Raw genomic sequence first — 13,723 nt, forward strand, 5'->3', positions numbered from 1 at the left:
GATAGCGTGACGAGCATGGACACGTTCGACCCCTCCGCGGTGCTCGCCGAAGCACGCGAAATCCAGGCTGAGCTGCGGCGCGTGCGCCGAGCGATCATCGCCGAGGGTGATCCCGAGCGCGCGGCGGAACACCGGGCCGATCGCGAGCGGCTGAGCGCCGCCCTCACCGCACTCGCAGACGATCCCGCGCACCGCGCCGCGATCGATGCCGCCCTCACGGCGCGTGCAGCGGCGCTCCGCACTGCGGTGCACGCGCGGAGCGCCGAGCTCGCGGCCCGAGCGGCCGGCGATGCCGCCGACGAGATCGTGCAGCGGGCGATCGCGCAGCGCCGCAGCCTCACGGCGCGCGAGCGCACGCGGATCATCGCCCTCCGCGCCGAAGCGGACGACCGGACGACGACGGGAACGACGGACGACGCCGCGGGCCCGCTCGCAGGGATCGCGACGCCCGCGGAGCGCGACGGTGTGCTCGAAGCCCTCGGCACGCTGCGGCTCCGCGAGGCCCGCGCACAGCTCCGCGCCGGCCTGCTGCTCACCGGCCAGATGCGGGGCATCATCGCGGAGGCTGTCCCCGCGCTGCTCCGCGGCGATCCCGTGCTGCTCCTCGGCGAGACCGGCGGCGCGAAGACCGCCCTCGCCGAGCACCTCGCGCGCACCACGACGGGCGCGGAGCCCGAGCTTGTCTCGGGCTACGGCGACATCTCCTCGGCGCAGGTGATCGGCACGCACGAGCTCCGGGCCGAGGGCGGTGCCACCGTGAGCGTGTTCACGCCGGGGCCGCTCCTGCGCGCCATGCAGGAGGGGCGCGCGGTGATCCTTGACGAGGTCAACGCGATGCCCGCGGAGTTCCTGAAGCGCCTCAACCGGATCCTGCAGCTCCGCCCGGGCGACACCCTCCGCGTGCAGGAGGACGCCGGCCGCGAGGTGCGCATCGCACCGGGCTTCGCGATCCTCGCCACCGCCAACGAGCAGACCCCGCACCGGTACCGCGGCGTCGACCGATTGAGTTCCGAGCTCGTGAACCGCTTCGGCGCGAACAGCTATCGCGTGCACTACCCGGATACCGGAGTGCGCTTCGAGGACTTCCCCGTGGAGAACGGGCTGCTCGCGGCCGCCGCCGCGGTCGATGCCGACGGCGTGCTGCCGAGCGAGTGGCGCGCGGAGGAGCTCGTGCGCGTGGCCCGCGCCGCGTTCATCAGCCAGCAGGTGTTCTCGGGCGCGGTGACGGGTGGCTTCGGCGACTACGTGAGCACGGAGCGGGAGATCGACGGGCGCCCGGGCCTCGAGGAATCCGTCCTCGCGCCGCGCACGCTCGTCGCGATGGTGCAGAAGGTGACCGCGAGCGCCGGATCGGTGACCCTCGAGAGCGCCCTCACCCGCTTCGTCGAGGGCGTGATGCACCGCGAGGATCGGCGCGTCCTCGCGCTCATCCTCGAGGGCCAGGGGTTCAGCCTGGGCGCGGTCGCCGGGCACGAGTCCGCGCGCGGCCGCGGGCCGCGCGACTCCGAGGGGCCGCGCGGGGCTACTCGCTGATCCGCAGGTCCCGGCGGGCGAAGAGCGGCACTCCGGCGGCCGCGAGCACCGCGATCCCGATCCCGAGCCAGGCGAACGGCCCCCACCCGCTCGCGCCCGTGGCGAGCGGCGGCCCGTCGAGATAGGCGTGGAACGGCGACCACCACGCGGTGCCGGCACTGCCTGAGGCCATGAGCAGCGTGGTGCCGAAGTAGCTTGCGAGCGCGATCCCCGTCGGCAGCCACACGGCGGTGCTCGTGCGTCCGGACGCCGCCGAGCAGAGCAGCGCCAGCGCCCCGAACCACCACCCCAGGAGCACGAGCAGGGCGCAGGCTGCGGCGAGGTGCGGGACCGGGATATCGAGGCCCGCGATCGCGATCCCGATCCAGCTCCCCCCGAACAGGGCGAGCCCGACGATGGCGACCGAGACCCCGACGACCGCGGCGACCGTCCCGTAGACGCGGACGCGGGAGAGCGGGTGCGCGAGCAGCAGGGACATGCGGCGCTGCCGCTCCTCTCCCGCGATGCCGGCCGACGCGGCCGCGACGCCGACCACGATCACTGCGGCCGGGGCCATCATCCCGAAGGTCTCGAGGTGGAGGAAGCCCGCGGGCGTCGTGAGGTCGCCGCCGCCGAAGAGCGCCGCGATCGCCGCCGGGAACGACGCGGCGAGCCCGCCGATCGCGGAGCTGAGCGGGCGGTACACGAGCGGCAGCACGAGCCCGAGCAGGAGCACGATGACCGTCACGTAGCCGAGCAGCACCTGCTGCGAGGCGAGCCGGAGCGCGAACGGCGATGAGCCACGCCCCGTCGGGGCGAAGACGCGAGCGAGCATCGGCACCGCGCGAATTCGGGCGATCACCCCGCCTGAACCGTGCGCGAGCCGGAGCTCGCGGGTGCGGAACGCGAGCGCGCCGAGCACCAGGAGGAGCAGTGCGCCGCCGAGGAGCAGCGCGAGGTGCGCCCCATCGATGCCATTCACGAGTGGCGTGGAGCCGTTGCCCCAGTACCAGGGCACCCAGTCGGCCGCGCCGGTGCGCCAGAGCGGAAGCAGGCTCGAAGCCAGCCAGCCGAGCACCATGACGGCGGTGGTCACCCCCGCGGCGAGCGACTTCCGCCCGGTCGCGGCGCCCAGGGCGAGCGCGAGTGCCGCGTGGAAGAGGGCGGTCGCTGTGAGGTGCACGATGAGGGCCGACACGCGCGCCTCACCAATCGCCACCCCCATGAGCCGCGGCGCGAGCTCGGCGACCGCCCAGAGCAGTGCCCCGCCCGCGCACAGGAGCAGCACGAGCGCGAGCGCCCGGGCCCCCAGGTAGCGCAACCGCGAGACGGGGGCCGCGAGGAGCAGCGCCAGGGTGCGATCCTGCTCCTCGCCCGCGACCGCCTGCGCACCGATCGCGATCGCGACGCCGACGAAGGCGAGTGCGCCCACCGACGCGAGCATCTCGCTGTACGCGAGCATCGCGGGAGCCGCGTGCGGCGGGATCCCGATCAGCGCACGTACCGCCTCCGGGAGCGTCGCGTAGATGCCGAGGTCGATCCGCGAGTACACGCCGAGGCCGAGCGCGAGCATCGCGGCGACGGCCGCGGCGGCGATCGCGAGCCCGCGCCAGCCCGCGGCGAGGCCCCGCCCCACGAGCGCCGCGATCATGATCGGTCCTGGTAGTAGGTGAGGAACACGTCCTCGAGCTCGGCCTCCTGCATATGGATGTCACGGAGGCGCACGCGCGCGGTGACGGCGGCGAGGAGCGCGGCCATGTCCCCCGCGAAGTTCAGTTCGATGCGGTCCGGGTGGACGATCAGCTCGTGCACCCCCGCGACGCCCGCGAGATCGTGCGGGGTGAGCGCGCCCTCGACGTCGATCTCGATGCGGCGCATCTGGCGGCTCCGAAGCGCGGAGACCTCCTCCACGGTGACGAGCTCGCCGTGCCGGATGATGCCCACGCGGTCGGCGACGCGCTCGACCTCGGCCAGCGTGTGGCTCGACAGGAACACGGTGCGGCCGTCGTCGGCGACCTCGCGCATCATCGCCCAGAACTCGTGCTGCACGAGCGGGTCGAGACCGGCGTTCGGCTCGTCGAGAATGATGAGCTCCGGCCGGTGCATAAACGCGGAGATGAGGCCGATCTTCTGGCGGTTGCCCGTCGAGAGCTCGCCCACCCGCTTGTCGAGGTCGGCGTCGAGCCGCTCCGCGAGCGCGGTGACGTCGTCCCAGCGCACGCGGTGCCGCTCGGAGCCGCGGCGTAGGCGCGCAAGGAAACGGAGGGTGTCGCGGCCCGTCATGGCTGGCCAGAGCGCGAGATCCGCGGGCAGATAGCCGAGCCGCTCGCGGTGGGACACCTCGCGCGGGGCGCTGCCAAGCACGCTCGCCGATCCCGAGCTGGGGTGCAGCTCCCCGAGCAGGGTGCGGATCGTGGTCGACTTGCCCGAGCCGTTCGGCCCGAGGAAGCCGAACACCTCCCCCGGATGGACGTCGAGACTCAGCTCGGAGAGCGCGGTGAACGTGCCGTAGCGCTTCGTGAGCCGATCGGTGTGAATCGCATGCATGAGAGCTCCCGCCTGAAACTCGATCGGCGTCGTGCTCGTGCTCGCGCTGGAGGCGACGACGCGCTCCGTGCTCTGAGAGTAAATCCGCCCGCACGAATGCGCAATCGGCGGTTCGCGGGGTGCGGGTGCGCGGGGGTGCGCGGCTGCGACACCACAACCCTCGGAGAAATCCGAAATCTCGGAGGCTCACGGGGAGATTCTTCCGAGATATCGGATTTCTCCGAGGGAAATGAGGGTTCGGCGGCCGCGCGGTCTAGAGGGTGCCGGCGGCGCGTTCAGTCCGGCGCTAGCCCGCCGCGGGGGTCTCGTACGTGAGCACGCGCGCCACGTCGTTCGCCGGCTTCTTCTCGCCCGCGAGCACCTCGAAGTCGAGGTGGTTCTGGCGGGGCGGCAGCGGGCACGTGACGAAGTTCGTCACGGCGCACGGCAGCGCGTGGGCATAGTTGAAGTCGATCGCGTCGATCCGGCCCTCGCCGTCCTCGGAGAACTGCAGCTCCACCACGCGGCCGGCGCCGTAGCTCACGGGTCCGCTCGTCCGGTCGCGGATGTGAGCCACCGGCTGCACGCCGTGCGCGGAGTCCTTACCGATGAGCACGACCTCGTAGTCGGCGCCGCCGACCGAGAACGCGAGCGTGCCGATCTGCGTGGTGGTCTCGCGGACGCCCGTCTCGACCGTCACGGCCTCAATGTCGTTGCGCGCGCTCGGCGTGAACACGGCGGGGATGCGCCAGGCGGGATCGTAGTCGAACGCCGTGAGGCCGATCTCCTCGGCCGAGACGGAGACGTGCGGATCCCGCACCCGGATTCCGAGGATGCGGTCGCCCGCGTCGTTCGTGCGGGGCACGGTCTCGACCTCGCGGTCACCGAAGTAGACGGGCACGCTGTTCCCGTGGCCGTAGGTCTGATTGCGGCCCGTCGGGATCTCGACGGGGCCGGCGGGGTACTCGCCGTCGACGGACAGGTTCGGTCCCTCGGCCGGCGGCGTGAAGATGACGCGCCCGTCGGTGACCGCCCACGTGCCCGGCAGGCCGTCGAGCACGACGCCCGATGCGCCCTCGTGCAGCCAGAATTGGGCCACGAGCGCGGTCCAGCCGTAGGGGCGGGTCAGCTCCGCGACGCGGGTGTGGCGCCACTCGCGCCACTGGCCGGCAAGATGCTCGGTGGTGGGCATCAGTTCTCCTTCGTGTTGTCGTTCGTCGATGAGGTCGGCAGCGGCCCCGAAATCTTCGTCGCCGGAGTAGCTCGCGGCGCCGCAGCGCTCGCCGCAGCGCCCTCGGCAGCTCGCGCGGCAGCTCGCGCGGCACGGTGCACGAAGGCGCACACCTCGGCGAAAGAGTCGGCGCTCGCGCGGGCATTGCCGAGCGGCGTGCCGCCGTTCGAGTAGGCGACGCCGGACACGGGATGCGTCCGGGCGATCTCGGTGCTCGGGAGGTGCGGGATCGTGATCCCGTGCCCCGCTTCGGCGTAGTCGAGGTGGGTGCGCTCCGCGGAGTGTCCGTGCCGCGCGAGCGTGTCGAGCACCAGCCGGGAGGCGTAGCTCGACGGCCAGGCCCGATCGTCGAGCCCGGAGACGCAGAGCACGGGGCCGGCGAAGCGCTCGATCGGGATCCGGCTGGCGCGCGCGAGCTCACGGTCGCGGAGCCCGTCGACGTAGATGTCGGCGTGCCGGTTCGGCGGCGCCTCGCCGCCCCACGGCTGCCAGTGCACCCCGGCGTTGTCGTGCCACAGGTGCTCGAGCGGCTCGCCGCCCGCGGTCCAGGTCGGGCCGTCCCAGCCCTCGGCGGGATCCGCGGCGCCCTGCGCGCCGAAGACGAACGCGCCGGGGACGAACGCGACGGCGCCGAGGACGAGCTCCGGGTATCGGGCCGCGAGCAGCAGCGTGAGCTCGCCCCCGCGCGACTGGCCGCTCACGAGCGGGGCGCCCCCGAGCGGGTCGAGCTCGTCGCGCGCGTACGCCAGGGCGCGCTCGAAGTACTCGAGCGGTGTGCGCGAGATGAAGTGCGGCAGGCCGGGCGCGCGGAAGTAGCCGAGTGCGAGTGCCTGGATGCCCTCGGCTGCGTAGAGTGCGGCGCGCGCCTCGTTGATGCCGCCGCCGGAGCCGTTCATCACGATGATCGTCGGGAAGGGGCCGGATCCTGCGGGCCGGAAGAGCGTGCCGACGAGCCCCGCCTCCCGCAGCTCGCTGCGCGTGACGCCCGGGGCGAGCAACTGCTGCTCGATCGTTGCCTGCGCGGGCTCGGGATCCGAGCCGTCCGCGAAGGCGCCCTCCGGCGCGTCGAGGTACCCGGTGCCGGGCACGTGCCGGGCGGTGATGCGCGTCACGAGGGGCGCCGTCACATCCTGCGGCTCCGAGCTGCCGCCGCGTGCGGTGTCGCGCGCCTGCGCCCAGAAGAGGCCCATGGCGTCGGCCACGCGGTAGTCGCCCGAGACGGGGGCCTCCGCGTCGAGATCGGCGGAGCCGTCGGCGCCGACGAGCACGGTGGCGTCGGCCGCCCAGAGTTCCTCTCCGCGGAGCGTCTCGGCGCGCAGTGCGACGAGTGATCCCGGCACGGCGCCGCTGATCCGGATGGTGCGACGCTCGGAGAGCAGCCCGCGCTCGGGCGTCACCTGAAGCGCGAGGGCGCTGGATCCCGCGCTGCGTGCGCCGCCGCGCACCGTGTCACCGCGCACCGTGTCACCGCTCTTCGCGCCGCCGCTCATCGCGTGGCCTCCCCGTGCGCTCGAGCGAGGTCCCGGAGGGTCGCGAGGTGCGCGGCGGGAAGCGACACCGTCGCGGGGACCGTGCCGGGCGCTGCGTCACCGCCGGTGTCGCCGGTTTCATCGGAATCGCCGAGCGCATCGAAGCGCGACGGGAGGTGCCCGCCAGCGGCGCGCCAGTCCGCGGCGAGTCGCGCGGTGTCTTCGGCCGCCCTGGCACCGCCTGCGCGTGCCGGATCGAATGCGAGCACGAACGCCCCGCGTCCCGAAGCCGCAGCCCCGGTCTCCCGGCCGCCGACGGCCACGCCGGCGAGCAGTTCGACGAGCAGACCGCCCAGGGATCCGACGAGGCTCTCGGGCAGGATCGCGGCCACACTGGCCGGATCGACGGTGGGCGCGCCCGCAGCGTCGACCGCGAGGCCCGCGGGGAGCTGCTCCCCCGCGGCCGCCCGCTCACGGAGCGCGGCGAGCGTGAGCGGCGAGGTCGCGAAGTCCGCGACGAGCGGGGCGGCGTCCTTCCGGGGCGCCGCGATCGCGAGCGGGTTCGTGCCGATCGCGGGACGCGTGCTGCCCCACGGCGCGACGATCGCCGGCGCCTGCGCGCCGAGTAGCGCAACCGCGCCGGTCCGGGCAAGGTCGCGGGCCGCGAGCCCGAGCACCCCGAGGGCGCCGACCCGGCGGATCCCGATCAGCCCGATGCCGTGCGCACGGATCCCGGCCTCGGCGCGGCGCACGGCGCAGGCGAGAGCGAGCGGGCCGGGGAGGCCCAGGGCGTCTACGGCGGAGATCGGCCCGGGGACGGTCTCGGGGTCCGGCGCGGAGTCGGGCGCAGCGTTCGCGTCCGCAGCACCGATCCGGCTGAGATCCTTCAGCAGCATGCCGACGCCGAAACCCGGGAGCCCGAGCTGCTCGGCCTCCGTGAGCCAGCGGGCCGCGCGCGCGGCGTCGTCCGCGGTGGCCTGCGCGGCCAGAGCGCTTCGGCCGACGTGCGCGCCGAGCACCGTGCCGAGCAGGTGCCGGAGCTCCGCCGCGGCGATGACCTCCCGGACCTCCGCGTCGTCGCGGGCACCCACTAGTACTTCACCCACGGCACGAGCCGGCGTTCGAGGAGCCCCTCGAGCGCCGTCGCGGCGTAGCCGAGCACCGAGATCGTCACGATGCCGACGTACATCTTCGAGACCGCGAAGGTCGACCAGGAGCTCCAGATGAGGTAGCCGAGGCCGCTCTGCGAGCCCACGAACTCCGAGGCCGCGATGATCACGAACGCGCCGCCGGTGGCGAGCTTCATGCCGGTGAAGATCGATGGCAGGGCGTACGGGAAGGACACGGTGAACCAGCGCTGCACGCGGCTCGCCCCGTTCGCCTTCGCGACGTCCGTGAAGAGGGTCGGGGTCTGCATCACTCCGCTCATGGTGTTGAAGAACAGGTAGAAGAAGACACCGATCGCGACGATCACGTACTTGCTCGTCTCGCCGAGACCGAAGATGAGGAGCAACAGCGGGAAGATCGCGACCTTGGGGATCGGGAGCAGGCTCGCGAAGATGGGCTCGAGCAGTTGCCGGAGCGGGCGCACGGAGCCGAGGAGCACGCCGAGGAGCACCCCGGGTACGGCTCCCATGACGAAGCCGATCGCAATGCGGGAGAGCGTCATGGCGGTGTGCTCGAGGAGGACGCCGTCGAGGAGCATCGTGACGAACGTCGAGACGATCGAGCTCGGCGCGGGGAAGAAGCGCGCGTCGAGCACGCCGACGCGGCTGAGCAGCTCCCACACGAGGAGCAGCATGAGCGGCGTATAGGGGCCGATGCGGCGGATCCAGGGGGATCCGCGTTCCGCGGCGACGGCGCTGCGGAGCTCCTGCTCGATCTCTGCCGGGATCGCCGGCGCGGTCCGATCGCTCATGCGGCCGACTCCTCCTCGGGGCGCTGCTCGAGCAGGTCCCACAGCTTGACCGTGATCTCGCCGTAGCGGGGATCGCGGCGCAGTTCCTTGATGTCGCGGGGACGTCCGAACGGGATCTCGATCTCCTCGATGATCCGGCCGGGCCGGTGGGACATCACGACGACGCGGTCGGCGAGCGTGAGCGCTTCGTCGACCGAGTGCGTGATGAACAGCACGGACTTCGAGGTCTGCTCCCAGATCCGCAGCAGCTCCTGCTGGAGGGCGACGCGGGTCTGCTCGTCGAGCGCGCCGAACGGCTCGTCCATGAGGAGCACGTCGCCGTCGTCGGCCAGGGCGCGCGCCACCGAGGTGCGCTGCCGCATCCCGCCCGAGATCTGAGCCGGGTAGTAGCTCGCGAAATCCGCGAGGCCGACGAGCTCGAGCAGCTCCGCGACGCGCGCGCGGCGCTCCGCGCGGGGCACGCCGCGGAGTTTCAGCGGGTACGCGACGTTTTGCGCGATCGTGAGCCAGGGGAAGATCCCGTGCTCCTGGAAGACGACGGAGGGCCGGCTCTGCGTCGAGACGCTGCCGAGGCTCGCCTGTTCGAGGCCCGCCGCCACGCGCAGCAGCGTGCTCTTGCCGCAGCCCGAGGGGCCGAGCACGCACACGAACTCGCGCTCGCCCACTTCGAGGGACACGTCCTGGACCGCGACGAGCACGTCATCGCGCGATTCGGCGTTGGGGAACGCCTTCCAGAGGTTCTGGATCGAGATGCCGGTCACTTGGCGGCAGCCTCCTGCGCCTGCTTCACGGCCGCGGCGAGGATGTCCGCGCGGAAGATGTCCTTGATCCGGGAGTCGCCGGAGAACTCGAGGGTGTCCCGGTCGCGGAAGAACTGCTCCTGCTCGGCCACGTCGGCCCAGTCGATCGCGCCCTCGGGGTCCTGCACGGTGAGGCCGATCTCCGTGAGCGTCGAGACGGGGAGATCCGTGTACTCGGCGATGATCGCCTGGTCAGCGGGATCCTTCCAGCCGCCGTCCTCGAGCTCCTGCACGGCGCGCAGGTAGGCGGCGGTGAACGCGGTGACCGCCTCGGGGTACTTCTCGACGTACTCGCTGTTGAAGGCGAGCGCGCCCAGTTCGACCCCGGCCTGGTAGCTCACGTCGAGGATCTCGTGGCCGAGGCCCTGCGCCGAGATCGCCGAGGAGATGGGCTCGATGGTCCAGCTCGCGTCGATCGAGCCGTTCGCGAGCGCGGGCGGAATGTCGCCGGGAGACAGGTTCACGAGCTCGACGTCGTCGAGGCTGATACCCGCGGTGTCGAGGGCCCGGTACACCGAGTAGATGCCGAAGCCGCCCGTGCCGGGCACGCCGATCTTCTTCCCGCGGAGCTCCGAGACATCGGTGATCCCGGACGACTCGGAGACCATGAGCGGAGCCGGGTTCTTGCCCTCCTCCGGTACGCGCGAGACGCTCGCGATGACGGAGATCGACGCGCCCGCCTGGGTCGCGTTGAAGAGGCCGGCGCCCCAGGTCGCGCCGCCGGCGACGATGCCGCCCGTGCTCACCTGCTGGTAGGTCTCCCCCGAGCTCCCGCTCTTCGAGATGAGCTCGACGTCGACGCCGGCCTCCTCGAAGTACCCCTTCTCCTCCGCGATGAAGAACGGCGCGTAGTCCGCGTACGGGGAGTAGAGGAAGGTGATCTTCGGGGCGTCAGCGGGATCGCCGGTTCCGCTCGGCTCGGCGCTCGAGGCGCACCCCGTCAGCAGGGCGGCGGCGGCAAGGAGGGCGACGCCCCCGGCGAAACGGCGACGAAGGCGCATGATTGGGCTCCAGTGGTGAGACTCGACGCGGCCCATCGCCGCGCATCCCGCCAATCTATCGCCCCGCATATGCCGCGCGCGCGAGGCGCGTCATATTCGGTCACACCAGGGGTTTCGCCCCGATCTAGTTCGCGATTTCCTGGTACGCGAACTGCAGCATCGAATCGTCGACGCCGGCGAGCACGCGGGGCTTGCCGATCTCGTCGAGCACGATGAAGCGGAGCATGCCGGCGCGCGCCTTCTTGTCCCGCTGCATGGTCGCGAGGAGCCCCGCCCAGCGCCCCGCCGGGTAGTTGAGCGGCAGCGTGAGCGAGGAGAGGATCCGGCGGTGCCGATCCACGGCGGCGTCGGAGAGCGCCCCGGCGAGCCGCCCCAGCTCCGCGGCGTACATCATGCCGATGGAGATCGCGACGCCGTGGCGCCACTGGTAGCGCTCGGCGTGCTCGATGGCGTGTCCGAGGGTGTGGCCGTAGTTCAGGATCTCGCGGAGCCCACCCTCGCGGAAGTCCTCCGAAACGACCCGCGCCTTGACGCCCACGGCGAGCTCGATGAGGCGCTGGAACTCGGGCGTCGACGGATCGGTCGCCCGGTCGACGTCGGCCTCGAGCAGCTCGAGGATCTCGGGCTCGGCGATGAAGCCGCACTTGGCGATCTCGGCGAAGCCGGCGAGCAGCTCGTTGCGCGGCAGGGTGTCGAGGAAGTCGATGTCGCAGATGACCCCGGCGGGGGCCGTGAACGTGCCGACGAGGTTCTTTCCCTCGGTCGTGTTGATGCCCGTCTTCCCGCCGACGGCCGCGTCGACCATGCCGAGCACGCTCGTGGGGATCTGCACGAGCCGCACGCCGCGCAGCCAGGTGCCCGCGACGAAGCCCGCGAGGTCAGTGACGGCGCCGCCGCCGAGCCCGATGATCGCGTCCGTGCGCGTGAAGTCGGACTGTCCGAGGATCTGCCAGCAGAACGCTGCGACCTCGACCCGCTTCGCGGACTCGGCGTCGGGCACCTCCGCGAGGAGGACCTGGCCGTAGCGCGTCTGCAGGGCGTCGCGGAGCTCGGTGGCGATCCGGCCGACCGTCGGCGTGTGAATGATGAGCACCTTGGCGACGCGATCCCCGAGCGCCTCGGGCACGCGCTCGATCGCGCCCCGGCCGATCGTGATCGTGTACTCGGACTCCCCGGTCACCTGGATCTCGGTGAACGGCCCCCGCGGGGCATCGCTCGCGGCGGCCGTGGCCGCCTGCGTCTCTGCGGGCTCCTGCGCGCCTGCAGCGTCGCCGAGGGGCTGATCCTGGGTGGTCATGCTTCACTCCTTGTCGATGGCGCGGTCGCACCGCTGCCGGGGATGGGTCCGCGCTTCTTGCCGAAACTGCGGGCCCACTGGGCGACGCGTCTCGCGAGCTGCTCCTTCGTGGAGCGATCGGTGCGGTAGGTCACGTCGGCGACCGCTTCGTAGAGCGGGCGACGCTCTGCGAGGATCCGGCCCCAGGCGTTCGGGTCGTCTCGGAGGAGGGGCCTGCGCGAGAGGTTCGCGGTGCGTAGCACGGCCTCCTGCGTGGTCATCAGGAGCACCACCGGGTAGGAGGCGAGCAGCGTGCGCGTCTCCTCCGTCAGGACCGCTCCGCCGCCGAGTGCGACGATCCGGCCGCCCGGGAGCGCGAGCTCCTGCGCGATTACCTCCGCCTCGATCCGGCGGAACTCGGGTTCGCCGTGCGCCGCGAAGAAGTCGGTGATGGCGCCGTGCTCGCGGACGAACACGGCGTCGGTGTCGATGAACGGCACGCCGAGCTCGCGGGCGACGCGCTTCCCAAGGCTCGTCTTGCCCGCGGCCATCGGGCCGACGAAGACGATGGCCCGGTCCGGCAGTCGCGCGCCCGAGCGGCGACGGCGGCGACGGCGGCTCCGCGTACTGCGGCTCGCGGTCGAGGACTCCGCCCCGGCCTCACCCGCGGTGTGCGCGCGCTCAGCAGGGCCCGCGGGTTCCGGGGAGTGCTGCAGCTCGGGCGTGGTGGGGGGCGCGGGCTTCGGCGCCGCGACGGGCGGGCCGACGGGGCGGCCGGCCCGGCGGGAGCCGGTCACGACTCGATGACGGTCGACAAGCGCTCGGGGATCGCGGCGAGATAGGACTCGAGGTTCCGCTTGGTCTCCGCGACGCTGTCGCCGCCGAACTTCTCGGTGACCGCGTCCGCGAGGACGAGCGCGACCATGGCCTCCGCCACGACTCCGGCGGCGGGAACGGCCGAGACGTCCGAGCGCTGGTGGTGCGCCTTCGCCTCCTCGCCCGTTGCGACGTCGATCGTGGGCAGCGCGTGGGGCACCGTGGCGATCGGCTTCATGCCCGCGCGAACGCGGAGCACCTGCCCGGTCGTCATGCCCCCCTCGATGCCGCCTGCGCGGCCCGTCTCGCGAGCGATCCGGCCGTCGGCGATGTGCAGTTCGTCGTGGGCGGCGGAGCCGCGGCGGCGCGTGGTCTCGAAACCGTCGCCCACCTCGACCGCCTTGATCGCCTGGATGCCCATGAGTGCCCCGGCGAGGCGCGAGTCGAGACGGCGATCCCAGTGCACGTAGGAGCCGAGCCCGGGCGGCAGGCCGTAGGCGAGCACCTCGACGATGCCGCCGATCGTGTCGCCGGACTTCTTCGTGTCGTCGACCTCGGCGACCATGCGGGCGCTCGTCTCGGCGTCGAAGCAGCGGAGCGGGTCAGCGTCGAGTGCGGGGGTGTCCTCCGGGCGGGGCAGTGCGCCGCCCGCGGGAGCCTCGATCGTGCCGAGGGAGACCGTGTGGCTGACGAGGCCGATGCCGAGCTCGGCGAGGAAGGCGCGGGCGACGGCGCCGAGCGCGACGCGAGCGGCCGTCTCCCGCGCGCTCGCGCGCTCGAGCACGGGACGGGCCTCATCGAAGCCGTACTTCTGCATCCCCGCGAGGTCCGCGTGGCCCGGGCGCGGCCGCGTGAGCGCTGCGCCGCGTCCGCGGGACTTCTCCGAGAGCTCGGTGGGCTCGGCGCTCATCACCTCGGCCCACTTGGGCCACTCGGTGTTGCCGATGCGGATCGCGACGGGTCCGCCGATCGACACGCCCTGCACGACGCCGCCCGAGACGTGGAGCTCGTCCTGCTCGAACTTCATGCGCGAGCCGCGGCCATAGCCGAGCTTGCGGCGCGCCAAGTCGGCGCGGATCTCCTCGAGGGAGACGGGCACGCCAGCGGGCAGCCCCTCGAGAACGGCGATCAGTTCGGGTCCGTGGGACTCTCCAGCGGTAAGCCAACGCAGCAT

Annotated in this window: 12 protein-coding genes; 1 reads left to right on the plus strand and 11 read right to left on the minus strand. The window is 72.6% G+C overall.

Annotation, left to right across the window (positions count from 1 at the left end):
- Positions 1–15 precede the first annotated feature (15 nt).
- Entirely contained in the window at positions 16–1,533 is a 1,518-nt protein-coding gene (locus tag U874_RS0102210) for an AAA family ATPase (RefSeq protein ID WP_115651479.1), read from the plus strand.
- Here the strand turns inward: U874_RS0102210 and U874_RS0102215 are convergent.
- The 11 genes from U874_RS0102215 to aroC form a co-directional block, all read right to left on the minus strand.
- The gene (locus U874_RS0102215) at positions 1,523–3,163 is read right to left on the minus strand and encodes an ABC transporter permease subunit (RefSeq protein ID WP_025132917.1); all 1,641 of its coding nucleotides are present in this window, start codon (positions 3,161–3,163) and stop codon (positions 1,523–1,525) included. The genes U874_RS0102210 and U874_RS0102215 overlap by 11 nt on opposite strands.
- On the minus strand, positions 3,160–4,059 hold the full coding sequence (locus tag U874_RS0102220; protein ID WP_025132918.1) for an ABC transporter ATP-binding protein: 900 nt from the start codon (positions 4,057–4,059) through the stop codon (positions 3,160–3,162). Before U874_RS0102220 ends, U874_RS0102215 begins: the two co-directional genes overlap by 4 nt.
- A gap of 286 nt (positions 4,060–4,345) precedes the next feature.
- On the minus strand, positions 4,346–5,230 hold the full coding sequence (locus U874_RS0102225; protein WP_025132919.1) for a DUF1684 domain-containing protein: 885 nt from the start codon (positions 5,228–5,230) through the stop codon (positions 4,346–4,348).
- A complete protein-coding gene (locus U874_RS0102230; RefSeq protein ID WP_025132920.1) occupies positions 5,230–6,759 on the minus strand; it encodes an acyl-CoA thioesterase/bile acid-CoA:amino acid N-acyltransferase family protein in 1,530 nt (509 codons plus the stop codon). Before U874_RS0102230 ends, U874_RS0102225 begins: the two co-directional genes overlap by 1 nt.
- Positions 6,756–7,844, minus strand: coding sequence for an Ldh family oxidoreductase (locus U874_RS0102235; RefSeq protein ID WP_081809854.1), 1,089 nt, complete (start codon positions 7,842–7,844; stop codon positions 6,756–6,758). Before U874_RS0102235 ends, U874_RS0102230 begins: the two co-directional genes overlap by 4 nt.
- Positions 7,829–8,656, minus strand: a complete 828-nt coding sequence (locus tag U874_RS0102240) for an ABC transporter permease (RefSeq protein WP_025132922.1) — start codon at positions 8,654–8,656, stop codon at positions 7,829–7,831. Before U874_RS0102240 ends, U874_RS0102235 begins: the two co-directional genes overlap by 16 nt.
- Entirely contained in the window at positions 8,653–9,417 is a 765-nt protein-coding gene (locus tag U874_RS0102245) for an ABC transporter ATP-binding protein (protein WP_025132923.1), read from the minus strand. Before U874_RS0102245 ends, U874_RS0102240 begins: the two co-directional genes overlap by 4 nt.
- Positions 9,414–10,457, minus strand: a complete 1,044-nt coding sequence (locus U874_RS0102250) for an ABC transporter substrate-binding protein (protein WP_025132924.1) — start codon at positions 10,455–10,457, stop codon at positions 9,414–9,416. Before U874_RS0102250 ends, U874_RS0102245 begins: the two co-directional genes overlap by 4 nt.
- A 124-nt stretch (positions 10,458–10,581) precedes the next feature.
- The gene (gene aroB / locus U874_RS0102255; protein WP_025132925.1) at positions 10,582–11,754 is read right to left on the minus strand and encodes a 3-dehydroquinate synthase; all 1,173 of its coding nucleotides are present in this window, start codon (positions 11,752–11,754) and stop codon (positions 10,582–10,584) included.
- A complete protein-coding gene (locus U874_RS14595; RefSeq protein WP_025132926.1) occupies positions 11,751–12,530 on the minus strand; it encodes a shikimate kinase in 780 nt (259 codons plus the stop codon). The genes aroB and U874_RS14595 overlap by 4 nt, the downstream gene beginning before the upstream one ends.
- The gene (gene aroC / locus U874_RS0102265) at positions 12,527–13,723 is read right to left on the minus strand and encodes a chorismate synthase (protein WP_025132927.1); all 1,197 of its coding nucleotides are present in this window, start codon (positions 13,721–13,723) and stop codon (positions 12,527–12,529) included. The genes U874_RS14595 and aroC overlap by 4 nt, the downstream gene beginning before the upstream one ends.

The organism is Leucobacter sp. PH1c, from assembly GCF_000633415.1.
GTDB lineage: Bacteria > Actinomycetota > Actinomycetes > Actinomycetales > Microbacteriaceae > Leucobacter.